Raw genomic sequence first — 16,907 nt, forward strand, 5'->3', positions numbered from 1 at the left:
GTCGCGCCGCAGCACTCAGTAGGACTTCGGCAGCCCCAGCGAGTGCATCGCCACGAAGTTGAGGATCATCTCGCGGCTCACCGGGGCGATCCGGCCCAGCCGGGCTGCGACCAGCATGTTGGCCAGCCCCAGCTCGGTGGTCAGGCCCGACCCGCCGTGGGTGTGGACCGCGACGTCGGTGGAGTTGCAGGCCACCTCACCGGCGGCGTACTTGGCCATGTTGGCGTACTCCCCGGCCCCCATGTCGTCGCCGGCGTCGTAGAGCGCCGCCGCCTTCTGCTGGAGCAGCCTGGACTGCTCGAGCTCGATCTTGATCTTGGCCAGCGGGTGGGCGATGCCCTGGTGGCTGCCGATCGGCCGGTCCCGCCAGACCGCGCGGGTCTTGGCGTAGTCGACCGCGGCGTTGAGCGCGAAGCGCGACATGCCGTTGGAGTAGGCCGCTCCCATGATCCGCTCGGGGTTGAGGCCCGCGAAGAGCTGGAGCAGACCGGCGTCCTCGTCGCCCACCAGCGCGTCGGCCGGCAGCCGGACGTCGTCGAAGAAGAGGGTGAACTGCTTCTCCGGGGCGTCGAAGGTCATGTCGATGACCTGCTTCTCCAGGCCGGCGGCGTCGGTCGGGACGACGAAGAGGCACGGCTTGAGGTTGCCGGTCTTCGCGTCGGCCAGGCGACCGACCACCAGGATCCCCTGGGCCTCGTCGACCCCGGAGATGTAGGTCTTCGAGCCCTTCAGCACCCACTCGTCGCCGTCGCGGGTCGCGGTGGTGGTGATGTTGTGGGAGTTGGAGCCGGCGTCGGCCTCGGTGATCGCGAAGGCCATCGTGTAGGAGCCGTCGGCGATGCCGGGCAGCCAGCGCTGCTTCTGCTCCTCGGTGCCGAAGCGGCCGATGACCGACCCGCAGATGGCCTGGGAGACGACCATCATCAGCATCGGGGCACCCGCCGCCGCCGCCTCCTCGAGGACCGCCGCGAGGTCGCCGATGCCGCCGCCGCCACCGCCGTGCTCCTCGGCGATGTTGACGCCGAGGAAGCCGTGCTTGCCCATGTCCTGCCACAGCTCGGTGACCTTGCCACCGGTCTTGGCCTTCTCGGCGACGTAGCTGTGGCCGTACTTGCTGGCGAGCGAGAAGACCGCCTTGCGCAGCTCCTGGCGCTCCTCGGACTCGGTGAACGGGTTCTCGCTCATCACTCTTCCCCCTCTGCGCCGTCGACGACGGCAAGCACGTCCCCGGCCCCGACCTGGGACCCGGTCTTCACGTTGATCTCCGAGACCACGCCGTCGGTCGGCGCGCTCACGGTGTGCTGCATCTTCATGGCCTCCATCACCAGGATGGTCTGGCCGGCGGTGACCTGCTGCCCGAGCTCGACGGAGACGCTCAGGACGCTGCCCGGCATCGGTGCCAGCAGCGAGCCGGTCGCGACCTGCTCGGACGGGTCGACGAAACGAGGCACCCGGGTGAGCCGCACGTAGCCCAGCGGCGAGTCGACGTGCACGACCGGGGCGGTGAGCGAGGTGCTGGTGTCGACCACCACGGCGTACGTCGTCGCGACGCCGTCGTGCTCCAGGGTCACGCTCCTGGAGGAGGCGGCCAGCACGGCGACGTCCCCGTGGGCGTCGCGGTAGCCGTCACGACCGCCGAACCACTCGACCCGGATCGGCTCCTCGGCACCGTCGAGGAGCAGCTCGGTGACCTGGGGCGCGGAGACCACGTTGCGCCAGGCGACCGGGATCCCCCGCTGGACCGTCCGCGTCTCGCGGGCCACCTCGGCCAGCGCCACCGTGGCGGCGAACGCCGAGCGGGCCACCGCGGTCTCGTCGACCCCGGTGCCGCGGGTGGCGAGCTCCTGGGTGTCGAAGAAGTCGGTCGACACGTCGCCGGCCACGAAGACCGGGTGACGCAGCACCTCGACCAGCAGGTCGCGGTTGGTGGTCAGCCCGTGGACCTTCGACTTCGCCAGGGCGCCGGAGAGCCGGCGCAGGGCCTGCTCGCGGGTGGGGGCGAAGGCGATCACCTTGGCGAGCATCGCGTCGTAGTGGGTGCCGACCTCGGAGCCGGCGACGAAGCCGGTGTCGAGGCGGATCCCGGAGTCGAGGTTCTCGAACTCGGCCTCGACGCCGGGCACCTCGAAGGAGGTCAGCGTGCCGGACTGGGGCTGCCAGTCGTGGGCCGGGTCCTCGGCGTAGAGGCGCACCTCCACGGCGTGACCCCGGGGCTCGCCGGGCAGGTACGGCGTGACCGGACGGCCCTCGGCCACCGCGATCTGGGCCTCCACCAGGTCGACCCCGAAGATCGCCTCGGTGACCGGGTGCTCCACCTGGAGGCGGGTGTTCATCTCCAGGAACCAGAAGCGGCTCGGGTCGTTGGCGTCGACCAGGAACTCGACCGTGCCGGCCCCGACGTAGTCGATGGCCGCGGCGGCGTTGCGGGCCGCCTCGTGGAGCGCGGCGCGGGTCTCGTCGGAGAGCCCGGGGGCCGGGGCCTCCTCGACGACCTTCTGGTGGCGGCGCTGGATCGAGCAGTCGCGCTCGCCGTAGACGGCCACGGTGCCGTGGGTGTCGCCGACGACCTGGACCTCGACGTGGCGGCCGTGCTCGACGTACGGCTCGACGAAGACGGTGCCGTCGCCGAACGCCGAGGCCGCCTCGGCCGACGCCTTCTCGACCTCCGAGGGCAGGTCGGCCAGCGTCCGGACGATGCGCATGCCGCGGCCGCCGCCGCCGGCGCTGGCCTTGACCAGCAGCGGCAGGTCAGCCTCGGTCGCGGTCTCGCCGAGGTCGGCGAGCACCGGCACGCCGGCGGCCTCCATCAGCTTCTTGGACTCGATCTTGGAGCCCATCGAGACGATCGAGGACGGGTCCGGGCCGATCCAGGCGAGCCCGGCGGCGGTCACCGCGGCGGCGAAGTCGGCGTTCTCCGACAGGAAGCCGTAGCCGGGGTGCACCGCGTCGGCCCCCGCCTTGCGGGCGGCCTCGATGACGAGGTCGGCGCGCAGGTAGGTCTCGGCGGGGGTGTTGCCGGGCAGCCGCACCGCGGCGTCGGCCTCCGCCACGAAGGGCAGCAGCGCGTCGGCGTCGGAGTGGACGGCCACGGTCTCGATGCCGAGACGGCGGGCGGTGGCGAAGACGCGACGGGCGATCTCGCCGCGGTTCGCGACGAGGATCCGGGTGATGGTGGTGTTGGTCATGGAGTCACTCACATCCTGAAGACGCCGAAGCGGTCGGTGCCCTCGACGGGCACCGTGTCGATGGCTGAGAAGGCGATCCCGAGGATCGTCCGGGTGTCGCGCGGGTCGATGACGCCGTCGTCGTAGAGCATCCCGCTCAGGACGTAGGGCAGGGACTGCTCCTCGACCATCTGCTCGACGAAGGCACGCATCCCGGCGTCGCCCTCCTCGTCGTACTCCTTGCCCTTGGCCTCGGCGGCGGCGCGCGAGACGATCGACAGGACACCGGCGAGCTGGGCCGGGCCCATCACCGCCGACTTGGCGTTGGGCCAGGTGAAGAGGAAGCGCGGGTCGTAGGCGCGTCCGTTCATGCCGTAGTTGCCGGCGCCGTAGGAGGCGCCGATCAGCACCGAGATGTGCGGGACGGTCGAGTTGGAGACCGCGTTGATCATCGCCGCACCGTGCTTGATGATGCCGCCCTGCTCGTACTCCTTGCCGACCATGTAGCCGGTGGTGTTGTGCAGGAAGAGCAGCGGGGTGTCTTTGGCGTTGGCCAGCTGGATGAACTGCGTGGCCTTCTGGGCCTCCTCGCTGAAGAGCACGCCCTGGGCGTTGGCGAGGATGCCGATCGGGCGGCCGTGCAGCTGGGCCCACCCGGTGACGAGCGAGGAGCCGTAGAGCGGCTTGAACTCGTCGAAGGGCACCTCGTTGCCGGGGGAGACACCGTCGACGATCCGGACGATGACCTCGCGCGGGTCGAAGGGCTCCTTGAGGTCGGTCGGGATCAGGTCGAGCAGCGTCTCCGGGTCGTGCTCCGGCTCGGCGTAGGTGCGCTCCTGCTCGGGGCGCGCCTTGCGCCAGTTGAGGCGGGCCACGATGCGGCGCCCGATCCGGATGGCGTCGCGCTCGTCCTCGGCGAGGTAGTCGGCGAGGCCGGAGGTCCGGGCGTGCATCTCGGCGCCGCCCAGCTCCTCGTCGTCGGTCTCCTCGCCGGTGGCCATCTTGACCAGCGGCGGGCCGGCGAGGAAGACCTTCGCCTGCTCCTTGACCATCACCGTGTAGTCGGAGAGGCCGGGGACGTAGGCGCCGCCGGCGGTCGAGTTGCCGAAGACCAGGGCGACGGTCGGCTGGCGGCGGCCCGAGGCGCGGGCCAGGTCGCGGAAGATCTTGCCGCCCGGGATGAAGATCTCCTTCTGGGTCGGCAGGTCGGCACCGGCCGACTCGACCAGGGAGATCATCGGGAGGTTGTTCTCACTCGCGATCTGCGCCGCCCGGAAGGTCTTCTTCAGCGTCCAGGGGTTCGAGGCGCCCCCCTTCACGGTGGGGTCGTTGGCGCTGATCATGCACTCGACGCCCTCGATGACGCCGATGCCGCAGACGGTGGAGGCGCCGACGGTGAAGTCGGAGCCCCAGCCCGCCAGCGGGCTCAGCTCGAGGAAGGCCGAGCCCTCGTCGATCAGCAGCTCGATGCGCTCGCGCGGCAGCAGCTTGCCGCGCTTGCGGTGGCGCTCGATGTACTTCTCCCCACCCCCCGCCACGGCCTTGGCGTGCTCGGCGTCGAGGTCGGTCAGCTTGGCGAGCAGGCTGTTGCGGCGCTGCTCCTCCACGGTGGTCTCTTCCACGGTCGTCTCAGTCACTTCGTGTATCCCAACAGCTTGGCGGCAAGGTCAGTGAGTACTTCGGTGGCTCCGCCCCCGATGGGCAGCAGCCGGGCGTCGCGGTAGTGCCGCTCGACCTCGGTCCCGTGCATGTAGCCCGTCCCGCCGTGCAGCTGGACGGCCTGGTCGCAGACGTAGGTCGCGGCGTTGCAGGCGGTCTCCTTGGCCATGCAGGCCGCGGCGATGACGGCCTCGTTCGGCCCCCCCGCCGCCACGTACTGCGCGGCGACGGCGTGCGTGTAGGCCTTCGCGGCCTCCACCTGGCGGCGCATCTCCACCAGCTTGTGGCGCACCACCTGGCGCTTGATCAGCGGCTCGCCGAAGGTGCTGCGCTGGCGGCAGTAGTCGACCGTGAGCTCCAGGGAGCGCTCGGCGATGCCGTAGCCGTGGATCGCCAGCGCCATCCGCTCGACCACGAACTGCTCGGCGATGTACCAGAAGCCGGCGTTCTCGTCGCCGACCAGGTTGGTCACCGGCACCCGGACGTCGACGTAGCTGAGCTCGGCGGTGTCGGAGCTGTGCCAGCCCATCTTGGCCAGCCTGCGGTCGACGGTGAAGCCGGGGGTGTCGGTCGGCACCACGATCAGCGAGACGCCACCGGCGCCGGGGCCGCCGGTGCGGACCGCGGTGGTGACGAAGTCGGCGCGGGTGCCGGAGGTGATGAAGGTCTTGGACCCGTTGATCACCCACTCCTCCCCGTCACGCCCTGGCACTCTCCGGGCGGTGGTGGCGATGTTGCCGACGTCGGAGCCGCCGCCGGGCTCGGTGATGCCCAGCGAGCCGATCAGCTCGCCGGCCAGCGTCGGGCGCACCCAGCGGTCGACCAGCTCGGGGCTGCCGTGCGCGGCGATGTGCGGACAGGCGATGCCGTGGGTAAACAGCGCCGACATCAGGCCGCTCGAGGCGCCTTCGGAGAACATCCCCTCCTGCAGCGCCACGGTGTCGAGCAGGTCGCCGCCGGAGCCGCCGACCGACTCGGGGAAGCTGACGCCGAGCAGGCCGGCGGCACCCGCCTTGCGGTGGAGCTCGCGCGGCAGCGCGCCGGCGTCCTCCCACTCCTGCAGGTGCGGGGCGATCTCGCGGCGGGTGAAGTCGGCGGCCATCTTCCGCAGCGCGTCGCGCTCCTCGGCGCTCGATCCGGTCACAGCAGGTCTCCTTGGATGTGGACGTGACGGGCGCGGACCCACTCGCCCAGGGCCTTGGCCTGGGGGTCGATCCGGGTGGAGGCGGCCACCCCGGCGCCGAGCAGCCCGTGGATCAGCACGTTGACCGCACCGAGCTTGGGCAGCGCGAAGACCTCGACCTCGAGGTCGGCGGCCTCCGGCAGCAGCTCCTTGATCCGGGCGGGGGTGACGAACGCGGTGAGCCACTCGACCCGGGCGCGGTGCTTCTCCTCGTCGGTGGAGGCGTCGTCCCGGGCGACCCAGAGACCGAGGTTGGCGTTGCCGCCCTTGTCCCCGGAGCGGGCGTGCACGAAGGTGCCCAGCGGCACCTTGCGGGTGACGGTCTCCGCGGGCGCCTCGGGCGACCCGGCACTGAGGCCGGCCCGCGGCACGGCGGCGAGCTCCTCGGCGGTGAGGAACGTCGTCGGGTCGGGGACCACCTCGCGGGTGCCGTCGGCGTGCACGACCGTGTGCTCGACCGCCGCGCGGTCGACGTACTCCGGGCGGTAGATGCCGTACGGCGTCGCCGGTCCGGGCGGGGCCATCAGGGTCAGGCCGGGGAACGAGCCGAGCGCCACCTCGACCGCGGGGGCGGTGAAGCCCTTGCCCGCGACCTTGGGGTCGGCGTCCAGCGCCATCACCCGGAGCACGCACGAGGCGAGCTCCTGGGAGTCGGGGTCCTCGACCGGCGGGGCGGAGCGCGACCAGGCGACGGTGGCCGGGGCCTGGTCGCCCCAGGCCGCGACCATCTGCTCCTTGACCCACGCCTCCTTGGCGTCGATCTCCAGGCCGGTGAGCAGGATCTCCATGCTGTTGCGCCAGCCGCCGAGCTCGTTGACGCAGACCTTGAGGGTGGCCGGCGGCGCCTCGCCGCGCACCCCGGAGACCGCGACCCGGTCCGGACCCTGCTGGGTGAGCTCGACGGTGTCGAGCCGGGTGGAGACGTCGGGGTTGAGGTAGGTGGCCGACTGGATCTCGTAGACGAGCTGCGCGGTGACGGTGTCGACCGTGACCGCACCCCCGGTGCCCTCGTGCTTGGTCACCACGAAGGAGCCGTCGGCGGCGATCTCGGCGAGCGGGAAGCCGAGCGGCCTGGCCCGCAGCGCCGGGTCGATCCCGGTGAACCCGGAGAAGTTGCCGCCGGTGGCGTGCGTGCCGCACTCGATCACGTGGCCGGCGACCACGGCGCCGGCCAGCTCGTCGTACTGCTCGGGGGTCCAGCCGTGGTGGAAGGCCGCGGGGCCGACGATCACCGAGGCGTCGGTGACCCGGCCGGTGACGACCACGTCGGCGCCGCCGCGCAGCGCGGCGACGATCCCGAAGCCGCCGAGGTAGGCGTTGGCGGTGAGCGCGTTCGGGAAGCCGAGCTCGGCGGCCCTCGGCCGCAGGTCGTCACCCTCGACGTGCGCGATCTTGGCGTCGAGGCCCAGGCCGGTGGCCACCTCGCGGAGCTTGTCGGCCAGCCCGGCGGGGTTGAGCCCGCCGGCGTTGGCGACGATCCGGACGCCCTTCTCCAGGGCCAGGCCGAGGCAGTCCTCGGCCTGGCGGACGAAGGTCCGCGCGTAGCCGAGGCTCGGGTCCTTCATGGTGTCCTTGCCGAGGATCAGCATGGTCAGCTCGGCCAGGTAGTCGCCGGTCAGGTAGTCCAGCTCCCCTCCCTCGAGCATCTCGCGCATCGCCGAGAGGCGGTCGCCGTAGAAGCCGGAGCAGTTGCCGATCCGCACGGGCGCGGTCATCGCGCGGCCCTGCCTTCCCCGGCCGGGCCGGCGAAGCACTGCGCGATGTCGAGCCAGCGGTCGGCGTCGGCGCCGGTGGCGACCAGCGCGGTGTCGGCGCGGTGGATCCGCTGGGTGGCCAGCAGGCAGAGGTCGTAGGCCGGACCGGTGACGGTCTGCGCGGCGTCCTCGGGGCCGTAGACCCAGGTCTCGCCCGACGGGGAGACGAGCTCGATCCGGAACTCCTCGGCCGGCTTCTCCAGCCCGCGGTTGGCGAAGGAGTAGTTGCGGGTGCGGACCGTGAGGTGCGCGACGTGCCGGATCCGGTCGGTCCGCTCCGGCTCGGCGCCGAGCGCCTCGTGCACGTCGAAGGAGTGCGCCCAGGTCTCCATCAGCCGGGCGGTGGCCATCGAGGTGGGCGACATCGGCGGGCCGAACCAGGGCAGCTTCTGGCCCTCGGGGACGTCGCGCAGGGTCTGCGCCAGCGCGGCCCGGGCGGTGCGCCAGCGGGCGAGCAGCTCGGCGGGGTCGACGGCGCCGCCCTTGAGCGCCATCTCGTCGACGTAGCCCTCGGGGTTGCCGATCGCGCCCATCACCTCGGCGTCCCAGGCCTCCTTGTCGGTCGCCGCCTTGACGGCGACCTCGTCGGTCCAGGCAAGGTGGGCTACCTGGGTGGCCACGTCCCAGCCCGCGGCGGGCGTGGGAGTGCGCCACTGCTCGGGGGCGAGCGGGGTGACCAGCGCTTCGAGGCGGTCACCCTCCGCGGTGAGGTCGGCCAGGACGTCGTCCAGCAAGGTTCAGGCTCCTTCGGTGGTGGGCTCGTCGGTCGAGCTTGTCGAGACCAGCGCGGCGTCGAGGGTGACCGCCCACTGGTCGAGGATCCGCTCGCGGCGACGGGTGTCGTCGGAGAAGGTGTTGGCCAGGCCGAGCCCGCGCAGCAGGTCGAGGGTCGCCTGGACCAGCTCGCGGGTGCCCGGGGCGCTGCCGTCGACCCCGAGCGCCGCGGCGGTCAGCTGGTGGGTCTGCCGGCCGACCCGCTGCTCCAGCGGCTGGACCGCGGCCAGCAGCTGCTCGTCGGTGCGGGCGGCGACCCACAGCTCGAGGGCCGCGACGAAGACCGGCGAGGTGAAGTGGTCGGCCAGGATGCCCAGCACCGCGCGGGTGCCGTGCTCGCGGCGCGCGTCCTCCCCCAGGACGGTGGCCAGCTCGGAGGCGCGCTTGACGGTCAGGTGCTCGACGGCGGCGACCACCAGGTCGTTCTTGGTCGGGAAGTGGTGCAGCTGGGCGCCGCGGGAGACCCCGGCGCGCTGGGAGACCAGCGTGGTCGAGGTGCCGGAGAAGCCGCGTTCGACCAGGCACTCCACGGTCGCCTCCAGCAGGCGCGCCCGCATGGCGCGGGTCCGCTCCTCCTGCGGGACGCGGGTCGGCTGGTCGGTCATGTGCACAGCCTGCGTCACGAACTAACAAACAGTCAAGCCTGACTTTTTGTGGATTCGTGCATGACGAAGCGATAACCCATGCCCGGCTCGGTGAGGAAGAGCCGCGGATGCGCGGGGTCGCGCTCCAGCTTGTGGCGGATGCTGGACATGTGGACCCGCAGGTAGTTGGTCTGCCGATCGAAGCGGGGCCCCCACACGGCGTGCAGCAGGTCGCTCTGGCGCACCAGCCGCCCGCGGCGGCGGACCAGGTGCTCGACGATCCGCCACTCGGTCGGGGTGAGCCGGAGCTCCTCGCCGTCGCGGCTGGCGGTGCAGTCCGTGACGTCGAGGACCAGTCCGTCGACCTCCACCCGCAGCGCGGGGGACTCGGCTCCGGCCCGGCGGGTGGCCGCACGCACCCGGGCCAACAGCTCCTCGATCGAGAAGGGCTTGGTGATGTAGTCGTCCGCGCCCAGGTCCAGCGCCTCCACCTTGTCGTCGGACTCGGTGCGGGCCGAGACCACGATCACCGGCACCTCGGCCATCGCGCGCAGCCGGCCGAGCACGGTCACCCCGTCGAGGTCGGGCAGGCCGAGGTCGAGCAGCACCACGTCGGGCGCCTGCTCGTCCACCGCCTGCAGGGCCGAGCGGCCGTCTCCGGCGGTCTCCACCTCGTAGCCGCGGGCCCGCAGGTTGACCCCGAGGGTACGGCGGATCGCAGGGTCGTCGTCGACCACCAGGACACGGGTCACGAAAGCTCCTCCTCGAGGGCGGGTGACAGGACGGGTGACAGGGCGGGCAGCTCCAGCACGAAGGTCAGGCCGCCGCCGGGGGTCTCCTCGGCGCTCAGCGTCCCGCCCATCGCCTCGGTCAGGCCGCGGGCCACGGCCAGCCCCAGCCCCACCCCGTCCTCCCGGGGCACGTCGCCGAACCGCTGGAAGGGGTCGAAGAGCCGGTCCCGGTCGCCAGGGCCGACGCCCGGCCCGGTGTCGGCGATCCGGAGCACCACCCGGTCGCCGGCGAGGGTCGTCGCGTCGACCCGGATCCCCGCCGTCGCGGACGTGTGCTTGAGCGCGTTCTCGCAGAGGTTGGCCAGCACCCGGTCCAGCAGCCCCGGGTCGGCGAGCGCCACCAGCTGCTCGTCGACCGCGACCTCGATCCGCGCCGACCCCGGCAGTGGGGCCAGCGCGTCGTGCACCGCGTGGGCGAGCACCACCTCGGCGCTCCGGGGCCGGATCGACCCGGTGTGCACCCGGCTCATGTCCAGCAGGTTGGTGACCAGGCCGATCAGCCGGTCGGTCGCCTCCTGGATCGTCGCCAGGAGCTCGCGCTCGTCCTCGGGCGACCACTCCACGTCGGGGCTGCACAGGCTGTCCACCGCCACCTTGACCGCGGCCAGCGGCGAGCGCAGGTCGTGCGAGACCGCGGAGAGCAGGGCGGTCCGGGTGCGGTCCGCCTCGGCCAGTCGTAGCCGCTCCACCTCCCCCTCGGTGGCGCGGCGGCGGTCGGCCATCACGCCGGCGTAGGCGGCGTAGGCGTTGAGCAGGCTGCGCTGCGAAGCCGGCAGGCCGGCGCCCGCCAACGCCAGCGTGCTCCGCTCGTCGATGGCCGCGGTCACGTCGGCGGCCTCGCGGTCCCGCGGCGCCTTCCCCCAGGTGGCCACCGCCACCTCCGCCGTGCCCGTGCCGTCCTCACGCCGGAAGATCGCCGCACCGTCGGCGTTCAGGAGCTCGCACGCCGAGGCGAGCAGCCCGTCGGTGTCGTCGGTGGCGTTGAGCAGGCTGTGGGCGAGCACCGTGAGGGCGTCGGCCTCGGCCCGGGCCCGGGTCGCCTGGGCCGAACGGCGGGCTGCGTCGCCCACGACCGTGGCCACCGCGATGCCCACCATCAGGAAGAGCGCGATCGTGACCGCGTTCTCCGGCTCCGCGATGGTCAGGGTGTCCACCGGCGGGGTCAGCAGCAGGTTGAGCAGCAGTCCGCTGGCAAGGGCGGAGACCAGGGCCGGCGCCAGCCCGCCGATCAGGGCGGTCGCCACCACCACGACCATCAGCACCATCGCCTCGGTGGGCAGCGCGTGCAGGTCCTGGGTCCAGCGCAGCAGCAGGCTCACCAGCAGCGGGACGAGGATCCCGAAGACCAGGCCCACGGCTCTGCGTCGACGTCCCAGGCCCTCGGGCGGGTGCGACCTCGCCACTCCCTGGCGGGCGTGCTCGTGGGCGACGATGTGGACGTCGATGTCGCCGGAGCCGGCGACCACGCGCTCGCCGACCCCGGGGCGCAGCAGCGTGGAGACCCGGCCGCGCCGACTGGCACCGATGGTGATCTGGGTGGCGTTCTCGGCGCGGGCGAAGTCCAGGATGGCCTCGGCCGGATCGTCCCCGACCACGGTGTGGAAGGTGCCGCCGAGCTCCTCGGCCTTGCGTCGCAGGCTGATCAGCGTGTCGGGGGAGACGCCGGTGAGACCGTCGTTGCGGGTGACGTAGAGGGCACGCCAGCCCGCCCCCGAGGAGCGCGAGGTGATCCGGGCGGCCCGGCGCATCAGGGTGGTGGACTCCGGTCCGCCGGAGACCGGGACGACGATCCGCTCGCGGGTGGCCCACGTGGAGTCGATCTGGTGCGCGTCGCGGTAGCGCTCCATTCCCTCGTCGACCCGGTCGGCGAGCCAGAGCAGGGCCAGCTCGCGCAGCGCGGTCAGGTTGCCCTCCCGGAAGTACTGCGAGAGCGCCGCGTCGACCCGGTCGGCGCTGTAGATGTTGCCGTGCGCCATCCTGCGCCGCAGCGACTGGGGGCTCATGTCGACCAGCTCGATCTGGTCCGCGGAGCGCACCACGTGGTCGGGCACCGTCTCCCGCTGGCGGACGCCGGTGATCGACTCGGTCACGTCGTTGAGCGACTCCAGGTGCTGGATGTTGACGGTGGTGACCACCTCGATCCCGGCATCCCGCAGGGCCTGCACGTCCTGCCACCGCTTCTCGTGCCTGCTGCCCGGCACGTTGGTGTGCGCCAGCTCGTCGACCAGGGCCACCGCCGGGCGCCTGGCCAGGACGGCGTCCAGGTCCATCTCCTCCACCACGGTGCCCCGGTAGCCGATCGCGCACCGCGGCACCACCTCGAGACCCGCCGCGGCCTCCGCGGTGCGGGGCCGCCCGTGGGTCTCCACGTAGGCCACCACCACGTCGGTGCCGCGCTCGACCCGGCGGTGACCCTCGTCGAGCATCGCGAACGTCTTGCCCACCCCGGGCGCCGCTCCCAGGTAGACCCGGAGCCTCCCGCGTTCGCCAGGCCTCATGGCATCAGTCTCCACCCTCGTCCGCCCGCAGCACCGCCAGGTTGAGCTCCAGCACGTTGACGCCCGGCTCGCCCAGGAAGCCCAGGCTGCGTCCGTCGGTGCTCGCCTCCACCAGGTCACGCACCTGCTGCACGTCCAGGCCCCGAGCCGCCGCCACCCGGGGCGCCTGGATCGCGGCGTACTCCGGCGAGATGTGCGGGTCCAGGCCGGAGCCGGAGGCGGTCAGCGCGTCCGGCGGTACGTCGTCGGCCGCCACCGACTCCCGCGCCGCGACCTCGGCGCGACGCTCCTCGATCAGCTCGAGCAGGTCGGTGTTGCTGGGTCCGAGGTTGCTGGGAGCCGAGGCCAGGGTGTCGTAGTCGTTGGCCGAGGGACGGGAGTGGAACCACTCCTCTCCCTCGAACTGCTGACCCAGCAGGCGGGAGCCGACGACCTGCCCGTCGTGGCGCAGCGGCTGCCCCTCGGCCCGGTCGCCGAGCGACTGGCCGGCCGCCCACACCGTCACGGGGTAGGCGACCCCGAGGATCACGGTGAAGACGAGCATGGCCCGCAGGGCGGTGAGTGATTGGCGTACGAAGTCGGTGTTCATGTGATCAGCCAATTCCTGGGATGTGGGAGACGACGAGGTCGATGAGCTTGATGCCGACGAAGGGGACGAGGACGCCGCCCAGCCCGAAGACGAGCATGTTGCGACGCAGCACCTGGGTGGCCGAGGCCGCCCGGAACCGGACGCCGCGCAGGGCCAGCGGGATCAGGAAGACGATCACCAGGGCGTTGAAGATCACCGCCGACAGGATCGCCGACTGCGGTGTCGCCAGGCCCATCACGTTGAGGGCGTCCAGGGAGGGGTAGGCGGCCACGAACATGGCCGGGATGATCGCGAAGTACTTCGCGACGTCGTTGGCGATGGAGAAGGTGGTCAGGGCGCCGCGGGTGATGAGCAGCTGCTTGCCGATCTCCACGATGTCGATGAGCTTGGTGGGGTCGGAGTCCAGGTCCACCATGTTGCCGGCCTCCTTGGCCGCCGCGGTGCCGCTGTTCATCGCGACCCCCACGTCGGCGGCGGCCAGCGCCGGCGCGTCGTTGGTGCCGTCGCCGGTCATCGCCACCAGCCGTCCCCCGGACTGCTCACGGCGGATGTAGGCCAGCTTGTCCTCCGGAGTCGCCTCGGCGAGGAAGTCGTCGACCCCGGCCTCGTCGGCGATCGCCCGCGCGGTGAGGGCGTTGTCGCCGGTGATCATCACCGTGCGGATGCCCATCGAGCGGAGCTCGGCGAACCGCTCGGCCATCCCCTCCTTCACCACGTCCTTGAGGTGGATGACACCCAGCACCCCCGAGTCGGTGCCCGCACCGCAGCGGGCGACCACCAGCGGGGTGCCGCCGGCGCGGGCGATCTCGTCGACCACGTCGGCCATCTCGGCCGCAGGCCCGCCGCCCAGCCACGCCGCCACCGCGGAGCCCGCCCCCTTGCGGATCTGCGTGCCGTCGGCCAGGTCGACCCCCGACATCCGGGTCTGCGCGGTGAACTCGACGAACGTCGCACCAGCGGGCAGGTCCCGGTCGTCGGCGCCCAGGCTCAGCGCCAGCTCGACCACGGACCGACCCTCCGGGGTCTGGTCGGCGAGGCTGGAGAGCCGCGCCGCGGCCAGCAGCTCCGCCTCGCTCACACCCGGAGCGGGGATGAACCGGGCGGCCTGCCGGTTGCCGAGGGTGATGGTGCCGGTCTTGTCCAGCAGCAGCGTGGAGACGTCGCCCGCTGCCTCGACCGCGCGGCCCGACATGGCCAGCACGTTGACCCGCACCAGCCGGTCCATGCCGGCGATGCCGATCGCGGAGAGCAGGGCGCCGATGGTGGTGGGGATCAGGCAGACCAGCAGGGCCACCAGGACGACCAGGTCCTGGGGCGCCCCGGCGTACTCGGCCATCGGTGCCAGCGTGGCGACGGCGGCCAGGAAGACCAGGGTCAGGCTGGTGAGCAGGATCGAGAGGGCCACCTCGTTGGGCGTCTTGCGCCGAGAGGTGCCCTCCACCAGGGCGATCATCTTGTCCAGGAAGGTCTCCCCCGCGGCCGCGGTGATCCGTACGACGATCCGGTCGGAGAGGACCCGGGTGCCGCCGGTCACCGCGCTGCGGTCCCCTCCGGCCTCGCGGATCACCGGCGCGGACTCCCCGGTGATCGCCGACTCGTCGACGCTGGCGATGCCCTCGACCACGTCGCCGTCGCCGGGGATCACCTCACCGGCCTCCACCACCACGCGATCCCCGACGAGCAGTTGGGTGCCGGGCACCGCGGTCTCGTGGCCGGCCGCGTCGAGCCGCCGGGCGACCGTGTCGGTCCGGGCCGCCCGCAGCGAGGCGGCCTGGGCCTTGCCGCGGCCCTCGGCCACGGCCTCGGCCAGGTTGCCGAAGACGACGGTCAGCCACAGCCACACCGCGAGCGCCCCGGTGAAGACACTGGGGTCCACGACCGCGGCCACCGTGGTCACGATCGATCCCAGCCAGACCAGGAACATCACCGGGGAGCGCCAGAGGTGGCGCGGGTCGAGCTTGCGCAGCGCCTCGGGGAGCTGCGCCAGGCCTTGGGCGACCAGCTGGCGGGAGGAGATGGACTGGGCGGTGCTCATGCGAGTGCCTCTGCGATCGGTCCGAGGGAAAGGGCGGGGAAGTAGGTGAGCGCGGTCATGATCACGATCACGCCGACCACCAGGCCCACGAAGAGCGGCTTGTGGGTCGGCAGCGTGCCGGCGGTGGCCGGGACCTTGCCCTGCTCGGCGAGCGAGCCGGCGAGCAGCAGGACCATCACGATCGGCACCAGACGGCCGAGCAGCATGGCGAGCCCGAGGGTGATCTGGAAGAAGTCCGAGGTCACCGTGATGCCGCCGAACGCGCTGCCGTTGTTGTTGGCCGCCGAGGTGTAGGCGTAGAGCACCTCGCTGAACCCGTGGCCGCCCGGGTTGCCCATCGCCTCCGGCGTGGAGTCCAGCGAGATCGCGAGGCCGGTGCCGACCAGCACCAGGGCGGGGGTGGTGAGCGTGTAGAGGGCGACGTAGGTCATCTGCCGCGAGCCGATCTTCTTGCCGAACAGCTCAGGGGTGCGGCCGACCATCAGCCCGGCGACGAAGACCGCGAGGATCGCCATCATCAGGATCCCGTAGAGCCCCGTCCCGACGCCGCCCGGTGTCACCTCGCCGAACATCATGTTCATCAGCACCATCCCGCCCCCGAGCGGGGTCAGCGAGTCGTGGCTGGCGTTGACCGCCCCGGTGGAGGTGCCGGTGGTGGCGACCGCGAAGAGCGCGGAGGCCCATTCGCCCAGGCGGGTCTCCTTGCCCTCCATCGCGGCGCCCGCCGCCTGTGCGGCGTCCGACCGGGCGCCGACCTCGGCGGCGGTCACGACCACGAGCGAGAGGGTGACCAGCACGCCCATCGCGCCGAGCACCGCCAGACCCTGGCGACGGTCGCCCAGCAGGGTGCCCATGGTGCGGGTCAGGCAGACCGGGATGAGCAGGATCAGGAAGATCTCCAGCAGGTTGGTGAACCCGCTGGGGTTCTCGAACGGGTGGGCGGAGTTGGCGTTGTAGAAGCCACCGCCGTTGGTGCCGAGCTCCTTGATCGACTCCTGGCTGGCCACCGGTCCGCCGGTCAGCACCTGGCTGTGGCCGGCGAGGGTCTCCATGCCGGTCTCGGAGAAGCTCTGCACCACTCCGCCGAGGATCAGCAGTAGTGCGCCGACGAAGGCGATCGGCAGCAGGATCCGCAGCGTGCCCCGGGTCAGGTCGACCCAGAAGTTGCCCAGCGACCCGCTGCGCACCCGGACGAAGCCGCGGATCAGGGCGACCGCGACCGCCATGCCGACAGCCGCGGAGAGGAAGTTCTGCACCGCCAACCCGGCCATCTGCACGGTGAAGCCGAGGGTCGACTCGCCACCGTAGGACTGCCAGTTGGTGTTGGCGACGAAGGAGGCCGCGGTGTTGAAGGACATCCAGAAGGGGGTGCCCGGCAGGTCCCTGCTCATCGGCAGGTGCGCCTGGGCCATCTGCATGACCATCAGCAGCACGACCCCGACCAACGAGAAGCCGAGCACGCTGACGGCGTAGGAGCGCGGGCTCTGCTCGACGTCGGGGTTCACCCCGGTGAGCCGGTAGACGCCGCGTTCGGCCCGCAGGTGCCGGGCCCCGTCGTAGACGCGGGCCATGTAGTCGCCGAGGGGGACGTAGAGGAGGGCGAGCAGCCCGAGGAGGGTGGCGATCGAGAGGAGGCCGGAGACGGTGTCGGACACTAGAAACGCTCCGGGAGGATCAACGCCGTGAGCAGGTACGCCGCGATCGCGAGGACCGCCGCGATCAGGAGGCCGGTTGCAAGACTCATGCGACCAGCCAAGCCGCGGACAGACCTCCGGGCGCCGATGTTGACGCGATCTTGACGCCTCTTGACGCCCTCTTGTCGAGTCACCGCGGCGACCCCTGTCACCGGGGCGCGGACAGGGCTACCGTCGATTCC

Annotated in this window: 13 protein-coding genes; all 13 read right to left on the reverse strand. The window is 72.1% G+C overall.

The features are described from left to right. Positions 1-15: 15 nt before the first annotated feature. Positions 16-1,185, reverse strand: a complete 1,170-nt coding sequence (locus AC4BG9_RS09935) for an acyl-CoA dehydrogenase family protein (protein WP_490570936.1) — start codon at positions 1,183-1,185, stop codon at positions 16-18. After that, entirely contained in the window at positions 1,185-3,185 is a 2,001-nt protein-coding gene (locus AC4BG9_RS09940) for an acetyl/propionyl/methylcrotonyl-CoA carboxylase subunit alpha (RefSeq protein ID WP_490570937.1), read from the reverse strand. The genes AC4BG9_RS09935 and AC4BG9_RS09940 overlap by 1 nt, the downstream gene beginning before the upstream one ends. 8 nt (positions 3,186-3,193) lie before the next feature. Beyond that, positions 3,194-4,801, reverse strand: a complete 1,608-nt coding sequence (locus tag AC4BG9_RS09945) for an acyl-CoA carboxylase subunit beta (protein WP_490570938.1) — start codon at positions 4,799-4,801, stop codon at positions 3,194-3,196. Beyond that, entirely contained in the window at positions 4,798-5,967 is a 1,170-nt protein-coding gene (locus AC4BG9_RS09950) for an acyl-CoA dehydrogenase family protein (RefSeq protein ID WP_490570939.1), read from the reverse strand. The genes AC4BG9_RS09945 and AC4BG9_RS09950 overlap by 4 nt, the downstream gene beginning before the upstream one ends. Beyond that, positions 5,964-7,721, reverse strand: a complete 1,758-nt coding sequence (locus tag AC4BG9_RS09955; protein WP_490570940.1) for an acyclic terpene utilization AtuA family protein — start codon at positions 7,719-7,721, stop codon at positions 5,964-5,966. The genes AC4BG9_RS09950 and AC4BG9_RS09955 overlap by 4 nt, the downstream gene beginning before the upstream one ends. Continuing rightward, positions 7,718-8,494, reverse strand: a complete 777-nt coding sequence (locus tag AC4BG9_RS09960; RefSeq protein WP_490570941.1) for a TIGR03084 family metal-binding protein — start codon at positions 8,492-8,494, stop codon at positions 7,718-7,720. The genes AC4BG9_RS09955 and AC4BG9_RS09960 overlap by 4 nt, the downstream gene beginning before the upstream one ends. A 3-nt stretch (positions 8,495-8,497) precedes the next feature. Next, complete coding sequence (locus tag AC4BG9_RS09965; RefSeq protein ID WP_490570942.1) at positions 8,498-9,139, reverse strand: TetR/AcrR family transcriptional regulator; 642 nt, start codon at positions 9,137-9,139, stop codon at positions 8,498-8,500. Between the two features lie 32 nt (positions 9,140-9,171). Continuing rightward, entirely contained in the window at positions 9,172-9,870 is a 699-nt protein-coding gene (locus AC4BG9_RS09970; protein WP_490570943.1) for a response regulator transcription factor, read from the reverse strand. Beyond that, complete coding sequence (locus tag AC4BG9_RS09975; protein ID WP_490570944.1) at positions 9,867-12,407, reverse strand: ATP-binding protein; 2,541 nt, start codon at positions 12,405-12,407, stop codon at positions 9,867-9,869. The genes AC4BG9_RS09970 and AC4BG9_RS09975 overlap by 4 nt, the downstream gene beginning before the upstream one ends. Positions 12,408-12,411: 4 nt before the next feature. Continuing rightward, positions 12,412-12,996, reverse strand: a complete 585-nt coding sequence (kdpC, locus tag AC4BG9_RS09980) for a potassium-transporting ATPase subunit KdpC (protein WP_490570945.1) — start codon at positions 12,994-12,996, stop codon at positions 12,412-12,414. A gap of 4 nt (positions 12,997-13,000) precedes the next feature. Further along, positions 13,001-14,920 (reverse strand): potassium-transporting ATPase subunit KdpB, encoded by a 1,920-nt coding sequence (gene kdpB, locus AC4BG9_RS09985; protein WP_490571073.1) that lies wholly within the window; start codon positions 14,918-14,920, stop codon positions 13,001-13,003. Between the two features lie 107 nt (positions 14,921-15,027). Next, positions 15,028-16,686, reverse strand: coding sequence for a potassium-transporting ATPase subunit KdpA (kdpA, locus tag AC4BG9_RS09990; protein ID WP_490570946.1), 1,659 nt, complete (start codon positions 16,684-16,686; stop codon positions 15,028-15,030). Continuing rightward, positions 16,686-16,775: a potassium-transporting ATPase subunit F gene (locus AC4BG9_RS09995; RefSeq protein WP_489965218.1), complete on the reverse strand. Its 90-nt coding sequence runs from the start codon at positions 16,773-16,775 to the stop codon at positions 16,686-16,688. The genes kdpA and AC4BG9_RS09995 overlap by 1 nt, the downstream gene beginning before the upstream one ends. Positions 16,776-16,907: the final 132 nt, after the last annotated feature.

Source organism: Nocardioides sp. Z40_12 (genome assembly GCF_058215795.1).

Excerpts from the sequence above, each read along its gene's own strand:
- AC4BG9_RS09955 (WP_490570940.1), bottom strand. The coding sequence starts at position 7,721 with ATGACCGCGCCCGTGCGGATCGGCAACTGCTCCGGCTTCTACGGCGAC.
- kdpC (WP_490570945.1), bottom strand. The coding sequence starts at position 12,996 with ATGAACACCGACTTCGTACGCCAATCACTCACCGCCCTGCGGGCCATG.
- AC4BG9_RS09935 (WP_490570936.1), bottom strand. The coding sequence starts at position 1,185 with ATGAGCGAGAACCCGTTCACCGAGTCCGAGGAGCGCCAGGAGCTGCGC.
- AC4BG9_RS09940 (WP_490570937.1), bottom strand. The coding sequence starts at position 3,185 with ATGACCAACACCACCATCACCCGGATCCTCGTCGCGAACCGCGGCGAG.
- AC4BG9_RS09975 (WP_490570944.1), bottom strand. The coding sequence starts at position 12,407 with ATGAGGCCTGGCGAACGCGGGAGGCTCCGGGTCTACCTGGGAGCGGCG.
- AC4BG9_RS09995 (WP_489965218.1), bottom strand. The coding sequence starts at position 16,775 with ATGAGTCTTGCAACCGGCCTCCTGATCGCGGCGGTCCTCGCGATCGCG.
- kdpB (WP_490571073.1), bottom strand. The coding sequence starts at position 14,920 with ATGTTCCTGGTCTGGCTGGGATCGATCGTGACCACGGTGGCCGCGGTC.
- AC4BG9_RS09965 (WP_490570942.1), bottom strand. The coding sequence starts at position 9,139 with ATGACCGACCAGCCGACCCGCGTCCCGCAGGAGGAGCGGACCCGCGCC.